The sequence below is a fragment of the Brevibacterium sp. S111 genome (genome assembly GCF_004745075.1).
GTDB lineage: Bacteria > Actinomycetota > Actinomycetes > Actinomycetales > Brevibacteriaceae > Brevibacterium.
In genome coordinates this window covers 60,495-75,106 of record NZ_RHFH01000002.1, presented here as the reverse complement: position 1 = coordinate 75,106, position 14,612 = coordinate 60,495, and the positions used below count along the sequence as shown (strand labels likewise).

Annotated in this window: 12 protein-coding genes; 4 read left to right on the top strand and 8 right to left on the bottom strand. The window is 67.9% G+C overall.

Annotation, left to right across the window (positions count from 1 at the left end; genetic code table 11):
* Positions 1 to 60: 60 nt before the first annotated feature.
* On the bottom strand, positions 61 to 984 hold the full coding sequence (locus EB836_RS02670) for an IclR family transcriptional regulator (protein ID WP_135537580.1): 924 nt from the start codon (positions 982 to 984) through the stop codon (positions 61 to 63).
* 264 nt (positions 985 to 1,248) lie between these two features.
* Here EB836_RS02670 and EB836_RS02665 point away from each other — a divergent pair, with 264 nt between their 5' ends.
* Together EB836_RS02665 and EB836_RS02660 are read left to right on the top strand one after the other, a co-directional pair.
* The gene (locus EB836_RS02665; protein ID WP_135537579.1) at positions 1,249 to 2,085 is read left to right on the top strand and encodes an ATP-binding cassette domain-containing protein; all 837 of its coding nucleotides are present in this window, start codon (positions 1,249 to 1,251) and stop codon (positions 2,083 to 2,085) included.
* A 339-nt stretch (positions 2,086 to 2,424) separates the two neighbouring features.
* The gene (locus EB836_RS02660) at positions 2,425 to 2,610 is read left to right on the top strand and encodes a hypothetical protein (RefSeq protein WP_135537578.1); all 186 of its coding nucleotides are present in this window, start codon (positions 2,425 to 2,427) and stop codon (positions 2,608 to 2,610) included.
* A gap of 44 nt (positions 2,611 to 2,654) precedes the next feature.
* On the opposite strand, the gene EB836_RS02655 is transcribed toward EB836_RS02660, so the two are convergent.
* Positions 2,655 to 3,653 carry a serine/threonine dehydratase gene (locus tag EB836_RS02655; RefSeq protein WP_135537577.1) on the bottom strand — a complete coding sequence of 333 codons (999 nt, stop codon included), beginning with the start codon at positions 3,651 to 3,653 and terminating at the stop codon, positions 2,655 to 2,657.
* Between the two features lie 98 nt (positions 3,654 to 3,751).
* Positions 3,752 to 5,119, bottom strand: a complete 1,368-nt coding sequence (locus EB836_RS02650) for an MFS transporter (RefSeq protein WP_135537576.1) — start codon at positions 5,117 to 5,119, stop codon at positions 3,752 to 3,754.
* Between the two features lie 328 nt (positions 5,120 to 5,447).
* Here EB836_RS02650 and paaZ point away from each other — a divergent pair, with 328 nt between their 5' ends.
* Complete coding sequence (paaZ, locus tag EB836_RS02645; protein WP_135537575.1) at positions 5,448 to 7,484, top strand: phenylacetic acid degradation bifunctional protein PaaZ; 2,037 nt, start codon at positions 5,448 to 5,450, stop codon at positions 7,482 to 7,484.
* 65 nt (positions 7,485 to 7,549) lie between these two features.
* On the opposite strand, the gene EB836_RS02640 is transcribed toward paaZ, so the two are convergent.
* Genes EB836_RS02640 through EB836_RS02630 form a run of 3 tightly spaced genes read right to left on the bottom strand, consistent with a single transcriptional unit; the run spans position 7,550 to position 11,672 of the window.
* Positions 7,550 to 8,461, bottom strand: a complete 912-nt coding sequence (locus EB836_RS02640; protein ID WP_167854329.1) for a diacylglycerol kinase family protein — start codon at positions 8,459 to 8,461, stop codon at positions 7,550 to 7,552.
* A complete protein-coding gene (locus tag EB836_RS02635) occupies positions 8,458 to 10,110 on the bottom strand; it encodes an FAD-binding oxidoreductase (RefSeq protein ID WP_135537573.1) in 1,653 nt (550 codons plus the stop codon). Before EB836_RS02635 ends, EB836_RS02640 begins: the two co-directional genes overlap by 4 nt.
* Positions 10,111 to 10,115: 5 nt before the next feature.
* Complete coding sequence (locus tag EB836_RS02630; RefSeq protein WP_135537572.1) at positions 10,116 to 11,672, bottom strand: glycerol-3-phosphate dehydrogenase/oxidase; 1,557 nt, start codon at positions 11,670 to 11,672, stop codon at positions 10,116 to 10,118.
* 77 nt (positions 11,673 to 11,749) lie between these two features.
* On the opposite strand from EB836_RS02630, the gene EB836_RS02625 reads away from it, so the two are divergent.
* Positions 11,750 to 12,382, top strand: coding sequence for a TetR/AcrR family transcriptional regulator (locus EB836_RS02625; RefSeq protein ID WP_167854328.1), 633 nt, complete (start codon positions 11,750 to 11,752; stop codon positions 12,380 to 12,382).
* A gap of 92 nt (positions 12,383 to 12,474) precedes the next feature.
* Here the strand turns inward: EB836_RS02625 and EB836_RS02620 are convergent, their stop codons facing one another.
* Together EB836_RS02620 and EB836_RS02615 are read right to left on the bottom strand one after the other, a co-directional pair.
* Positions 12,475 to 13,158: a TetR/AcrR family transcriptional regulator gene (locus tag EB836_RS02620; RefSeq protein WP_135537570.1), complete on the bottom strand. Its 684-nt coding sequence runs from the start codon at positions 13,156 to 13,158 to the stop codon at positions 12,475 to 12,477.
* A 50-nt stretch (positions 13,159 to 13,208) separates the two neighbouring features.
* Entirely contained in the window at positions 13,209 to 14,504 is a 1,296-nt protein-coding gene (locus EB836_RS02615) for an AMP-binding protein (protein WP_135537854.1), read from the bottom strand.
* Between the last annotated feature and the right edge of the window lie 108 nt (positions 14,505 to 14,612).

Sequence of the window (14,612 nt, the reverse complement as noted above, 5' to 3'; positions counted from 1 at the left end):
AGGGCCGCGCGGCGGGGCGGAGCGAAGGGGCCGGGCGGACGAGCCAGATGAGACAGGGCCTCAGAGGTCGCCGGAGTCCGGGGCCGGGTCGGTCTGCGAGCTCAGCGCCTCGGAGATGGCCTTCGCCTCACGACGGAGCAGGGCGACGAGGCGTTCGACCCGGGGCCCGGTGACGCGGTCGGCGATGCTCGCGATCGACAGAGCCGCGCGCGGTCGGGAGCCGCGGATGCGCAACGGCACTCCCACGGCCCACGATCCCTGAGCGAAGAGTCCGGGATTGTGGACGAAGCCGTCGATGCGGGCCTGGTCGATGATGTCGCGCAGGTGCGGGACCGAGACCTTCGGATACCGTTCGGCGAGGATCTCGGCGTTGGCTTCGAACTGGGCGTCCACCTCGGCGGGGGAGAGCTCGGACAGGATCGCCAAAGACCCGGCCCCGATGCCCAGCGGGTGCCGGTCGCCCACGGACAGGGCGTTGTTGAAGATCTCGCCGAAGCCCTCCTCGCGGCGCGCGCAGATCGAGTAGCTGCCGGTGCGCAGGGTGAGGAACACGGTGTCGTGGCTGAGCTCGGCCAGGCGCAGCAGGCTCGACTCGGACTCCGTGACCAGGGGGTCGACCGATTTCTGCGCCAGCTGCCCGAGGATCTGGGACTGCACGCCGAGGCGGTACCCGCCTTCCTCGAGCCGTTCGACATAACCCATGGCGATGAGCGCCTGGAGCATGCGGTGGACGCTGGCCTTCGGACGGCCGCTGATCGAGGCGAGTTCGGACAGGCTTGCGCCTTCGCGTCGCTCACCGGCGATGAGGCCGACGAGGTTGAGCAGCGTCAGTGCGCGCTGGATGCTCTGGGCGCCGGTGCCGGGCTCGAGCGAGTCGACGGCATGAGCGACATTGAACGACGCGGAGCGGCGGAGGAGTCGACCACGCATCCTGATGCGATGTTCCTCGCGGAGTTCCTCATTCGGGTCGGCGCCATTGTGCATGCCCCCATTATGGCCCGTGCGCCCGAGCGGCGGAATGAAGGGTCGGACCGCGGGGCATCAGGCCAAGAACGCGCGTCGAGCGTCTCATTCTGCGATCGTCGACGAGTCAGAGGTCTTACTCCGCGATCCAATATGTGGAACGCGGCCGCGACCGATGGCGGCGGCTTCGACAAGGGGTGGGCCTAGACTCGAATGGGCCCGGCCGAACGGCGGGACCTTCGGCGTGGAACCCGCCGAGCAGCGAACTCAAGAGGAGAGTGGGACGTGGCCGAAACCGTCCTCGATATTGCCGGGGTGACGTTCCGACGGGGGCAGACGCATATCCTCCACGGCATCGACCTGCGCATGCGAGCCGGCGAACACTGGGTGCTCATCGGACCGAACGGGGCCGGAAAGTCCACTCTGCTCAGCTTCGCCTCGGCGCAGGTGTTCCCGACCTCCGGCACCGTCGACATCCTCGGATCCCGGATGGGCCGCGTCGAACTCGCCGCCCTCCGCCGCTTCATCGGGCACGTGAATCCGCGCCATCCGCTGCGCTCGAACCTGTCCGTGCGCGAGGTCGTCCTCACCGGCCTGACCGGCACCGTCGAACGCCCCCTGCGCTGGGAACCGGAACCGCACGAGGTGGCGAAAGCCGACTCCCTCATCGCCGAGGTGGGGCTGACCTCGCGTGCGGACGCGGGCTGGAAGGTGCTGTCGCAGGGGGAGCGGGGGAAGACGCTCGTGGCTCGTGCGCTCATCGCCGATCCGCAGCTGCTGCTCTTCGACGAACCGACCACCGGCCTCGACGTCGCAGCACGCGAACAGCTGCTCGAGACCATCGACGACCTGTCGGTGCGCTCGCCGCAGCTGGCGACACTGCTGGTCACACACCACCTCGAGGAGATCCCCGAGACGACGACGCACGCCGCACTCATCTCCGAAGGACGACTGACCGCCGCGGACTCCATCGGCGAGGTGCTCACCTCCGAAAAGGTCTCCGCCGCCTTCGACCATCCGATCGAGGTCGGTTTCGCCGACCGTCGCTGGTCGGCCCGCGCCGTGCGTACGGCCGGAGCCGTGCGAGCCGTCAGCACCGCCGGTGCCGAGCCGGTCGGCTGACCCGGCGCTCTGCCGAGGCGGCGCTCTGCTGGGGCGCCGGCCGACGTCGCGTCGCACTTCCACATCTCGTCCATATCATCATGACGCGAACTGATGGCCCGTACGTAATGTGACGGTGTTCTGCACCAAACCTGATGGCGAAGTGCACTAAAGGGGTGAGACCAGCCAGCTGGCGGGATGAGGGGTGCCGGAACGCCAGCTGGCGGGATGAGGGCGGGTATGTCAGCCGCTGGGATGAGGGCTGCCGGGATGAATCGCCATATGAGCCGGAGCTGGTGATCGGCTGGGATGGTGCGGGCCGTCATTGCACCCACCCGCGCTCGAGCCTAGGCTTGAGGCATGAAGATGAGTACCGTGTGGAGCATCATCGGCGCGATCATCGCCGTCATCATCGCCTGGTGGGTGGTCAACATCGCGTTCTCGATCGCGTGGTTCCTCGTCAAGGCCATCATTGCCGTGGTTGTCGCGATGGCGATCTTCGGTCTCATCAAAGCCTCGCTGAGGTCGAAGGACCGCCAGAGTTAAGGACCGTCAGCACTGGAATCATTCGGGCCGGGAATCCGCCGGCGTCACAGATCTCCGAGGCTGGTGTTCGCCCCGCACAGGATGACGCAGACCTTCTCGCCCGCAGCCGGCACATAGGCGCCTGGGCCAGAGGCGCCTGAACTGTCGGAACGGTCCGATCCACGCGACTGACCGGAGCGGTGCGGTCCGTCGATCCCCGCAAGTGCAGTCGCCGCCGCATGTTCGACGGCGAGCCGATGCTCGTCCCACAGGTGCTCCCGAGCGGCGTTGATCGCCGCATCGTCGACCAGCACCGAGGTGACCAGATCCGACCGCGCAGCCGCCACCCCCAGCGGCGTCGCCCGCCGGGCTCCGAGCGAATCCGCTGCCACCGAATCGACCGTGACATCGACCGGTTCGCCCGCTTCGAGTGCAGCATTGAGCGCCCGACAGTTCTTGGGCTCGACCGCGACCGTGCGCACTCCGTGATGGGCAGCGGCCGTCGCGACTCCGGCGAACAGCCCGCCCCCGCCGACCGAGACGACGACCGTGTCGAGATCGGGCACCTGCCCGAGGATCTCGGTCATGAGCGTGCCCGCGCCGGCGGCGATGAGCGGGTGGTCGTAGGCATGGGAGGCCAGCGCCCCGGACGACTCGACGAACTCGTCGCAGGCGGCGGCCGCCTCGGCGAATTCGCTGCCGACGAGCTCGACGCGAGCCCCGTAGGAGCGCAGCCGATCGACCTTGACGCTCGGGGCCGTGGTCGGCAGGAACACGGTCGCGGGCACCCCGGCCGCACGGGCCGCCCACGCACACGCGAGCCCCGCGTTCCCGCCCGAGGCGATCGTCACCCCTGCCTCGGGGAAGGTGCCGGCATCCAGGTGTGCGCGGATGAAATTCTGCGCACCGCGGGCCTTGAACGTGCCCGTGTGCTGGAGGAACTCGAGCGCGAAGAAGATCCCGTCCTCCGGCGCCGAGGTGACCGTGACCGGCCGTACCCGCCCGCCGGTCCGTGCGGCGGCCGCCTCGATGTCGGTGTGGCTCAGCTCCGTGGCCGGTGGCATGCGGGCATCCTCCTCGTCGTCGATCCAGGGCTCGTCCTGCCGGTCAGATCGGGCCCGTCACCAGCATAGAGGCAGCGAACGGGACCACTCCGGGCGTTTCAGCTCGTGTGCTTGGTGATGCCGAGGTCGACGCCCTTGGTCTCCTTGACGAGGCTGACGCCGATGAGCGAGATGATGCACACGATGATCATGTAGATCGCGATCGAGATGGACTTCCCGGTCTCCGCGAGCAGCGTTTCGGCGATGGTCGGGGCGAAGGCGCCGCCGAGGATCGCGCCGAGCGCGTAGCCGATCGACACACCGGAGTAGCGGACCTGGGCGGGGAACATCTCCGCGTACATCGCCGACATCGGACCGTAGGACAGGCCCATACCGACGGTGAGGACGAAGATGCCGATGCCGTAGGCCCAGATGTTGGCCATGTCGATCATGAGGAACGTCGGGATGAGCCAGACGATGAGGAGGATGTAGCCGATCTGGAAGGTGCGCACGCGGCCGAGCCTGTCAGACAGCGCCCCGCCCCACATCGTGAAGATCAGCCAGCCGAAGCTTGCCAGCGTCGTCGCCAGCAGCACGGGTGCGCGGTCGAGGCCGACGGATCCGCCGTCCTCGATCGGTCGGGAGGCGTAGGCGGCGAAGAACGCGATGATCATGTAGCCCACGGCGTTGTTGCCGATGAAGATGAGCGCGGAGAGGACGACTTCCTTCGTGTTCTTCTTGAACAGGGTGCCCAGCGGCGCGGAGGATTCGGCCTTGCGTTCGGCCAGCTCAGCGAAGACGGGGCTCTCTTCGACCTGGCGCCGGATGTAATAGCCGACGAGGACGAGGACGACGGAGAAGAGGAACGGAATGCGCCAGCCGAAGCTCGCGAACTGTTCGGGGCTGAGCACGGTGGTCAGGATCCAGATGACGCCGGTGGCCAGGATCATGCCGACCGGCACGCCGATCTGCGGGTAGGCACCGAAGATGCCGCGCTTGGAGATCGGTGCATGCTCGACCGACAGCAGTGCGGCTCCGCCCCACTCGCCGCCGGCGGAGAAGCCCTGAAGGATCCGCAGCAGAGTGAGCAGGATCGGGGCGCCGACGCCGATCATCGCGTAGTTCGGCAGCAGACCGATGAGCGAAGTCGCCGCCCCCATGAGAATGAGCGTGAGCACGAGCATCTTCTTGCGTCCGATGCGATCGCCGAGGTGGCCGGCGATGATCGCGCCCAACGGTCGGAAGAGGAACGAGATGCCCAGAGACGCCCACGCCATGATCTGGCCGAGTGCCGGATTGTCTGAGGCCAGCGGCCCGAAGTACTGGGCCGAGAGGACGAGCCCGGCGGCCTGCGCGTAGATGAAGAAGTCGTACCACTCGATGGTGGTGCCGACGAGGGTGCCGGCGAGGACCTTGCGCTCTTCGCGGGTGATCGATGCGGGTGCTGCCGGATGCGATGCGGACGGGCCGGATGCTGTCGTGGACATAAGCGGATCTTTCGGTTGCTGGGCGACATTGCCGTGCACCTCACCGGTGGCGGTGATACTCGACCGTGAGTGATCGCCGGTGCCGTCGGTGAACAGGTGGCGGGGGACTGACTGTCTGGTCAGTAATTGGTCTCGATCATAGGGCAGAACATGCGCCGTGTCACTCCTGCGCAGAGGCGTCGGCCGCATCCTGAGCGCGGCTCCGCCTCCGCCGTCGTCCGATGACAATTACCGACCGATTGGTTAGTATATTGTGGAGGAATCGGCAGCGGTGCCGAATGCGGTCGCCGTGAACCGGGAGACGTCGTTTCACCAGGGAGAGCAAAGCATGACCGAAATTCTCAGTTCCTATGTGGCAGGATCCTGGCACACGCCCGGTGCGACCGAGTCCGCCCGCTCCGTCCACGACGCCGCCACCGGTGAGCTCCTTCACCAGGTCAGTTCGGCCGGCCTCGACTTCGCCGCCGTCGACGAACATGCGCGCACGGTCGGCATCCCCGAACTGCAGAAGCTCACCTTCCATCAGCGCGGTGTGATCCTCAAACAGCTCGGCGCCCACCTCATGGAGCGGACGAAGGACTACCACGAGATCTCCTTCACCACCGGCACGACGAAGCGCGACGCCTTCGTCGACATCGAGGGCGGCATCGGCACCCTCTTCACCTACTCCGGCGTCGCCCGTCGCCAGATGCCGAACTCGACCGTCCACCTCGACGGCGGTGTCGAGCGACTGTCGAAGAACGGCACCTTCGTCGGTCGCCACATCCTGACCTCCCGACAGGGTCTGGCACTGCAGATCAACGCGTTCAACTTCCCCGTCTGGGGCATGCTCGAGAAGTTCGCCCCGATGTTCGTCGCCGGCGTCCCCGTCGTCGTCAAGCCCGCCACCGACACCGCTCACCTGACGCGCGCGGTCGTTGCCGACATGATCGATTCCGGCCTGCTGCCCGAAGGTGCCATCCAGCTCGTCAGCGGCGACGTCACCCCGCTCTTCGACCACCTCGCCGAGCAGGACGCCATCGCCTTCACCGGCTCGGCGGACACCGCCCGCCGCCTGTCCGGGCTCGACTGCGTCACGGAGCGCGGCACCCGATTCTTCGCCGAGGCGGACTCGCTCAACTTCTCCCTGCTCGGTCCCGATGCCGGACCCGGCACGCAAGAATTCGACCTGTTCGTCTCCGGCGTCGTCGCCGAGATGACGGTCAAAGCCGGCCAGAAGTGCACCGCGATCCGCCGCACCTTCGTCCCCGCTGCCCACGCCGAGGCGGTCAGCGAAGCCATCGTCGCGAAGCTCGCCACCCAGGGCGTCGGCGATCCGCGTGAGAAGTCGACCCGCCTGGGCCCGGTGGTCTCCGACAAGCAGCGCGCCGACGTGCTCGACTCCATCGACGAGATCCTCGCCGGCGGAGCGCACCTGCTCACCGGCGGGCGTGAGGAGTCGGATCGCCTCGCCGCCGAACACGGCGGCGCCTATGTCGCAGCCACCGTGCTCCAGGCCGATGACGCCTGGGCCGATGCCGTCCACGACATCGAGGCCTTCGGCCCCGTGACCTCGATCATCACGTATTCCGACACCGAGGAGGCCGTCCGTCTGGCCGCCCGCGGACGCGGTTCCCTGGTCGGCTCGGTCGTCACCCACGACCGCGAGTTCGCCACCGAATTCGTCCGCAGGATCGCACCCTGGCACGGGCGAGTGCTCGTCCTCGACCGTGACGACGCCGAGGAGTCGACCGGCCACGGTTCGCCTCTGCCGAACCTCATCCACGGCGGTCCCGGACGGGCCGGGGGCGGCGAGGAGATGGGCGGACTGCGCGGTGTCGAACACTTCATGCAGCGCACCGCGATCCAGGCCTCCCCGGACATGCTCACCGCGATCGGCGGGGAATGGGTGAGCGGATCGCAGCGCCGCCTCGGCGAGCATCCGTTCACGAAGTCGCTTGCGGACCTGCGCCTCGGCGACACCCTCGACTCGGAATGGCGCGAGGTCACGCTCGACGATATCGAGCACTTCGCGAACTTCACCGGGGACACGTTCTACGCACACATGGATGAGGAGGCGGCCGCCGCGAACCCGTTCTTCCCGGGACGCGTGGCCCACGGCTACCTCATCGTCTCCTTCGCCGCCGGACTCTTCGTCCAGCCGGACCCCGGCCCGGTGCTCGCGAACTACGGCCTCGAGGGGCTCAACTTCATCACGCCCGTCTCCCCGGGCGACAAGCTCAAGGTGACGCTGACCGCCAAGCGCATCACCCCGCGCGAGACCGACGAGTACGGGGAGGTCCGCTGGGACGCTCAGGTCGTCAACCAGAACGAGGAGCCCGTCGCGAACTACGATGTGCTCACCTTGGTGGCCAAGGAGTACTGAGGGCATCCGGGCTCGCGTGGGGCAACCCCGTCTCTGCCTGCGGCAGACGAGGAGCATCGGGTCGGTTACGCTCTCCGGTCCTGTGGAACGCGGACCTTGAGTGAGGCCGGTCGGATCGTGAGCGTGGCCGGCGTCCGAGCGACCGCATCGCCGTCGGCCATGATGACGACCGGATCCACGCCCGGGGGTGTGTCGATGCGGATCTCGGTGGCGTGACTGAGGCTGATGTGCGGGTGCCACCCAAGCCTGACCAGCATGAACGAGACCAGCTCCGCGGCCAGGCGCGGCACGAGCGTGTCTTCGAAGAGGACCACGTCGATGAGTCCGTCGTCGACCTGCGCATCGGGGGACAGCTTCAGCCCGCCGCCGTAGCGGCCGGAGTTCGCGAAACCTGCCGAGAGCCCATGGAATCCGCGCCTCTCGCCGTCGACTGTGAGGACGAGGTCGATGGGCGTCGGTCTCCTGATCGCGCGGATGAGTCCGTACAGGTAGACCCAGTGCCCCTTGATGCGGCGAGTCGAATCGGCGTAGTCCTGCACCGTCGTGTCCAAGCCGAGGCTGACATTGCCGACGCAGATGAGCCCGTCGAGGTCGAGGGTGTCGATGGCAAGGTCATATCCGTCGGCGATGACGGAGACGGCCGCCTCGACGTCCTTCGGAATGCCGAGCTTCGCAATGAAATCATTGCCGCGGCCACCGGCAATGATGCCCAGGGACGTCTGCGTCCCGAGGAGTCCGGCACCGACGGCGCGGACCAGGCCGTCTCCACCGAGCGAGACGACGAGGGGCGCACCGCGGCCGGCGAACTCGGCGGCGAGCTCCCCCGCGTGCGCCTCGCTGCGGCTCTCGACAACCTCGACCTGCAAGCTCCTCCGAGCGAAGGCGGCCTTCATCGGCCCGATCCGCCGCCCCACCTCTCCGTGACGGGCGGTCGGGTTGAGGATCACCGGCAGCGGCGGAGGCGAAGCGGCTGTCACAGCTGATCCGGTCCGTTCATGAGCTTGCCGGGATTCATGATCCCCACCGGATCCGCTTCGGCCTTCGCCGCGCGCAGCATCCGCACCCACAGCTCACCGGTCTCACGGGGAATCCACGGAGCGTGGTCGCGGCCGGTGGCATGGTGATGCGTGATCGTGCCGCCGCCGGCGATGATGGCATCGCTGGCCGCGGTCTTCAGCGCCTTCCACTGGGCGATCTCCCGGCCCTCCTCCTGGCGCGCGAAGATCGTGTAATAGAGGGAGCAGCCGGTCGAGTAGAGGTGGGAGATGTGGCACAGCACGAGTGCAGGGGTGCCCCGCTTCGCCAATGACTCCTCGATCTCCTGACCGATCGAGTCGTGGAGCTGTTCGATCGCGCTCCACGGAGCCGAGGTCTCCAAGGTGTCGACGAGCGTTCCCTCCGTGAGCAGCTGATCGCGCAGATACGGCGTCGAGAAGCGGTGCTTCTCCCACATGGTCTCCGGGGAGCCGCCGACGCTCACGCCCTTGTGTCTCTTGGCGATGTCGCGTCCATCGGCCCGCCGCATCCGCGCCGAGGCCCTCTGCCCGTCATAGCGCAGCACCAGCAGGCACGGGGTCGTGATGCCGCGGGCCCTGAGGACGGCGAGAACACCCTTGCGCTGAACCCCGCTGCCGAGCTGCGCGAGCCCGAAGGCCGTCTCGTTGACGTCGGAGAGCCGGGCGATATCCGGTCGCAGACCGGTCTGCTCCATCTCCCGCAGCGCCGCCGCACCGGAATGGAAATCGGGGAAGAACCAGGCATCGGGCAGGCTGACCTCCGGCAGGCGCGAGATGCCCAGCGTCACCTCGGTGATGATGCCGAGGGTGCCTTCGGAGCCGACGATCAGCTGCCGAGGATCGGGGCCGGCCGCCGAGGCGGGGGAGGGGCGCAGCTCGACGGGACCGGTGGGCGTCGAGCAGCGCAGACCGAGGACCTTGGCGTCGATGCGTCCGTATCCGGTCGACTGCTGACCGGCCGAACGGGTCGCGACCCAGCCTCCGACGGTGCTGAACTCGAACGACTGCGGGAAATGTCCGAGCGTGAAGCCGGCTGCCTGGAGCTTCTCCTCGAGGTCGGGGCCGAAGACGCCGGCCTGAACGGTCACTGTCAGCGACTCCTCATCGATGTCGACGACCTCATCGAGCCGGGCCAGGCTGATGCACACGCTGCCGCTGAACTCGCCGCGCACGGTCTCGATGCCGCCGACGACGCTGGTGCCGCCTCCGAAGGGGACGACCGAGATTCGCTCCTCCTGGCAGATGGCCAGGAGCTCGTCCACCTCGGCGTCGGTGCCGGGATAGAGCACAGCATCCGGGGCCGAGCTCAGCACACCGCTGCGCAGACGGATGAGGTCAGGGGTGCTGCGACCGACGGAGTGCGAGACCCGCCGGGCATGATCGTCGCGGATGTGACCGGCGCCGAGCAGCTCGGCGATGCGCGCGAACGCCTCGCGCGGAAGTGCCGGGGCGGGCAGCTGCACGTCGTCGAGATCGATGGGCGGATTGACGACGCCGGCGGACCGACCGCAGACCTTGTTCAGCATCTTCTTCGCTCCAGGTTTGACGGGACCGTCGTGTCCGTCCTCGCCCCAGCCCCACCAGCGCATCCTCGGTTGAGGGGTGTCCATCAGCGTCATCCTTCTTCCTGTGTGTTCACGATCAGTTCGGGTGCCAGCCTGCGAACGGCAGAGGCGAAATCGGCGCGGTCGGCCTCAACGAGCCCCCACCGCGAACGGCGGTCGATGACATCGTCGACGGTGATGGCCAGTTCGTGGTCGACGGCGAAGCGGACCTCGGCGCCGCTGTAGGGGATGCCCGTGCGCACCGGGCCGCCGAGGGTCGGATCGGACTCGGCATAGGCCGCGACGCTGGCCGCGTCGGTGCCGTAGCGGCGGATCAGCGCCTCCGGCAGGTTCGGATCGGGGGTGCCGATGCCGACGAGTCCGAGCGACTTCGTCCGAGACGGGCCGGCCGTGAGGCCTCCGCCTTCGACGACGGCGTCGACGGCATCCTCGGCCATGCGCCGATACTCCGTGAGTTTGCCTCCGACGATGGTCAGCGCATCGGTGCGCGGGTCCCGCAGCAGTGCGTGCCTGCGGGAGAGATCGGCGCTGGAAGAGCCCGAGGTTTTCAGCAGCGGCCGGAACCCGGCGTAGCTGCCGACGATGTCGTCCAGGGCGAGAGGCTCGGCCAGGGCGGTGTTGATGGTTGCGAGCAGGAAGTCGAGGTCCTCGTCATCGGGCATCGCCCGGTCGGGAACCGCACCATGGTGCGGGGAATCGGTGAGACCGACCATGACGAGCCCCTCGTGCCAGGGGACCGCGAAGACGAAGCGACCGAAATGGCCGGGCACCGGTGCCGTGATCGCGACCTCCGGGTCGCCGAGGCGCTCGGCTCGAACCAGCAGGTGGGACCCCTTGCTGGGTGCGAGTTCGACCTCATCGGCCAAGGTATCGGCCCAGACTCCGGTGGCGTTGACGATCTGCTTCGCACGCACCGTGTGCCGGTCGCCGGTGAGCTCGTCGACGAAACCGACCTGACCGGGTTCGATATCGGTGGCCTCGGCGTAGGTGATGATGCGTGCGCCGTGGACGGCGGCAGTGCGGGCCAGGGCCACCACGAGGCGGGCGTCGTCGATGAGCTGACCGTCCCAGCTGAGCAGGCCGCCGCGGAGTCCCTCGGCGTCCGCGGCGGGAACCTGCTCGCGCACGGCGGCGGCCGAGACGCGACTGGGACGGGGCAGCAGGGATGCCGGAGTGCGTGCGAGCCTGCGCAGGACGTCGCCGGCGAAGAAGCCGATTCCGAACATCGCGGCATCGAGGCGGCCGACCCCGGAATGGAGGGGCATGACCAATGGCAGCGGACGGATGAGATGCGGTGCGATCCTGCCCATCAGCCGACCGCGTTCGAGGGCGGATTCCCAGGCGATGGAGAAGTCGAGCTTGGCCAGATAGCGCAGACCGCCGTGGGCGAGCTTCGATGACCAGCTGCTCGTGCCCGAGGCGAGGTCGCCGCGTTCGATGAGGACCACGCTGAGTCCCCGGGTCACGGCGTCGAGGGCGACGCCGACACCGGTGAATCCGCCGCCGATGACCACGAGGTCGACGGTGTCGTCGGCGGTGGCCGCCGCGAGGTCCCGCGCTCGCCGAGCGGCATTGAGCGCCGCGTCTCCATGGGTTCTGTCAGGCATCCTCGGGCATCCTCGCTCCTTCTGGTACTGAGTCGTACCAGTTTGCAATCGGCGTGGAATGTTGTCAACATCACAGTGTGAGCGACCATGGACGACCTTATGCCGGTGCCAGCCGCCGAGCCCGCGAGAGTGCACGGCGCGAACGAATCATCGCCGCCGGTGCGCAGATCTTCGGCCTCCACGGCTATCGGGCCGCGACCGTCGGTGCGGTCTGCGCCGAGGCGGGGCTGAATAAGCGCTATTTCTATGAGTCGTTTGCGACGCTCGAGGACCTTCTCTGTGCCGTCTATGCGCGGGTGGTCGCCGATCTGCGCGAGGCGGTGCTCGCAGGCGGCGGTGGTGAGGCTCGCGAGGTGCTGCGCGGTTTCGTCGCCGGCTTCCTTGATTGGGTGCAGGCCAACCCGGTCTGGGCGCGCGTCCACCTCTTCGAGGTCCTGGGAGTCAGCGCCCGGGTCGATGAGCTGTACCGCTCATACGCTCGCGCCATCGGCGACGAGCTCGTGGGTCGTCTGGCGGAGGTGACTGCGGGCCCGCCGCTGACGCCGGCCCGAAGGCGAGTCCTCGGCGACGTCCTCGTCGGTGCCGGGCTGCAGGTGGTCGTCGACTGGGTCATCAGCGGCTACGAGCCTCCGCGCGATCGGCTACTGGCCGAGACGGAGGCGACGCTGGGGTGGATTCTCGCTGCCGGTGCGGCGACCGACTTCGACTGAGTGCCCCACAATTTCGCAACCGAGTGCCCCACGGCCCGCAGCTGAGTGCTCCGCAAGCCCGCAACTTTGTTGGGCGGGCCAGGGCCGGTGGTTCAGGCCTCGAGCCCTTGGAACGCCATCGTGGTGACCGCCTCGGCGATGGTGTCGGGGTCGATGGGGTAGCTCGAGCGGTACCACTCGGTGATCGAATTGACCATGCCGAAGAGCAGGCGAGTGATGAGCCCGGGGCTGAAGTCCGAGCGGAGTCCGCCCTCGTCGATCGCCGCGGAGACGAGACTGCGGATCTTCTCGTCGATGGCGCGACGCGCATCGAGGGCCTCGAGCTCGATGGCCGAGTTCCCGCGAACGCGCAGCAGCAGAGTCACCGAATGGTGGTACTCGATGAGAATGAGCACACTGGCCCGCACGGCCAGACGCAGCCGTTCGAGGGCGGTGATCCCGGTCCGATGGCTCTCGGCTTCGACGGCTGAGTCCAAGGCGTCGATGCCGCGGTTGATCGCCAACCGCAGCAGCTCTTCCTTCGACTTCACATGATGGTAGATCGCCGACTTCGTGATGCCGAGCTCCCGGGCGACGGTGTCCATCGAGGTGCCGTCGTAGCCGCGGGAGACGAACACCTCGGTGGCCCTGTTGATGAGCGTCTCCCGGTCATAGCCGGGGCGACCGCGGCGCGAGCGCTTGGGGGCGGCGGTCGACGATGTCGACTCGGCGGAGCGCGGGGACCGGGCGGCCGCCTCGGCGAGGGAATCCGACGCGGATGAGGACGATTCGGGCATGCTGATCAGTCTAATCGGCTGCCGCGTGACGCACGGAGACGCACGTCATCTCAGCGGATGCCTTCGCGGCGGTCGATGATGCGCTTCATCTTGCCGACCGAGCGCGGCAGGTCGCCGGGCAGCTTGATGTCGACGCCGCAGGAGACGCCGAGGCGCTCCTTGATGCGGGCCGCGACGAGACGGTCGAGGCCCTCGAGTTCGATCGCACCGACGCCCTCGCGGGCTTCGACCTCGACGGTCATCTCGTCCATCCGGCCGGGGCGGGTGAGGAGGAGCTGGAAATGCGGGCTCAGCGGGCTGAACTCGAAGAGCACGGATTCGACGTTGGCCGGGTAGACATTCACCCCGCGGATGATCATGAGGTCGTCCGAGCGGCCGGTGATGCGCGAGATCCGGCGGAAGTTCGGGCGTGCGGTTCCCGGCAGCAGGGTCGCGAGATCGTGCGTGCGGTAGCGGATGATCGGCAGCGCCTCCTTCGTCAGCGAGGTGAAGACGAGCTCGCCCTCCTCGCCGTCGGGCAGCGCCTCTCCGGTGAAGGGGTCGACGATCTCCGGGTAGAAGTGGTCCTCCCAGATCGTCGGACCGTCCTTCGTCACGGCCGACTCGCAGGCCACACCGGGTCCCATGACCTCGGAGAGGCCGTAGATGTCGACGGCGTTGATGTTGAAGGACTGCTCGATCTCCTTGCGCATCTCGTCCGTCCACGGCTCGGCACCGCAGATCGCGGTCTTCAGGCTCGTCGACGTCGGGTCGATGCCCTGGCGATGGAACTCGTCGAGGATGGTGAGCAGATACGTCGGCGTGGCCGTGATGATGTCCGGTTTGAAGTCCTGGATGAGCTGCACCTGGCGCGGAGTCTGCCCGCCGGAGATCGGCACGACGGTGAAGCCGTGACGTTCGGCGCCGTGGACGCCCAGGCCGCCGGTGAACAGTCCGTAGCCGTAGGCGTTGTGCATCATCTGTCCGCGCTCGCCGCCGGCGCCGAGGATGGACCGCGCGATGAGGGCACCCCATCGGTCGAGGTCGCCCATCGTGTACCCGACGACCGTCGGCAGGCCGGTCGTGCCCGAAGAGGCGTGGATGCGTGCGACCTGCTCCTGCGGCACCGCGAAGAGCCCGAAGGGATAGTTGTCGCGCAGATCCTGCTTGGTCGTGAAGGGCAGCTTCGCGATGTCGTCGAGGCTCGTGATGTCCGCAGGGCTGACGCCGAGTTCGTCGAAGGCCTTCCGGTAGAAGGGCACCTGCTCATATACGGAGGTCACCGTGGTCTTGAGGTTCTTCAGCTGGTCGGCGCGCAGCTCGTCGAGGCTCATCCGTTCGCCGGCGTCGAGGTCGGTGTCAGTCATCATCGTCTCCTTGCGAAATTCTTCTCTGTGCCGGATTCGGACGGGGCGTCCGATCCGCTGACCGCCGAGGAGGGGCACCGACTCCGGCGTCGTGTCCTCTGCGGGTGG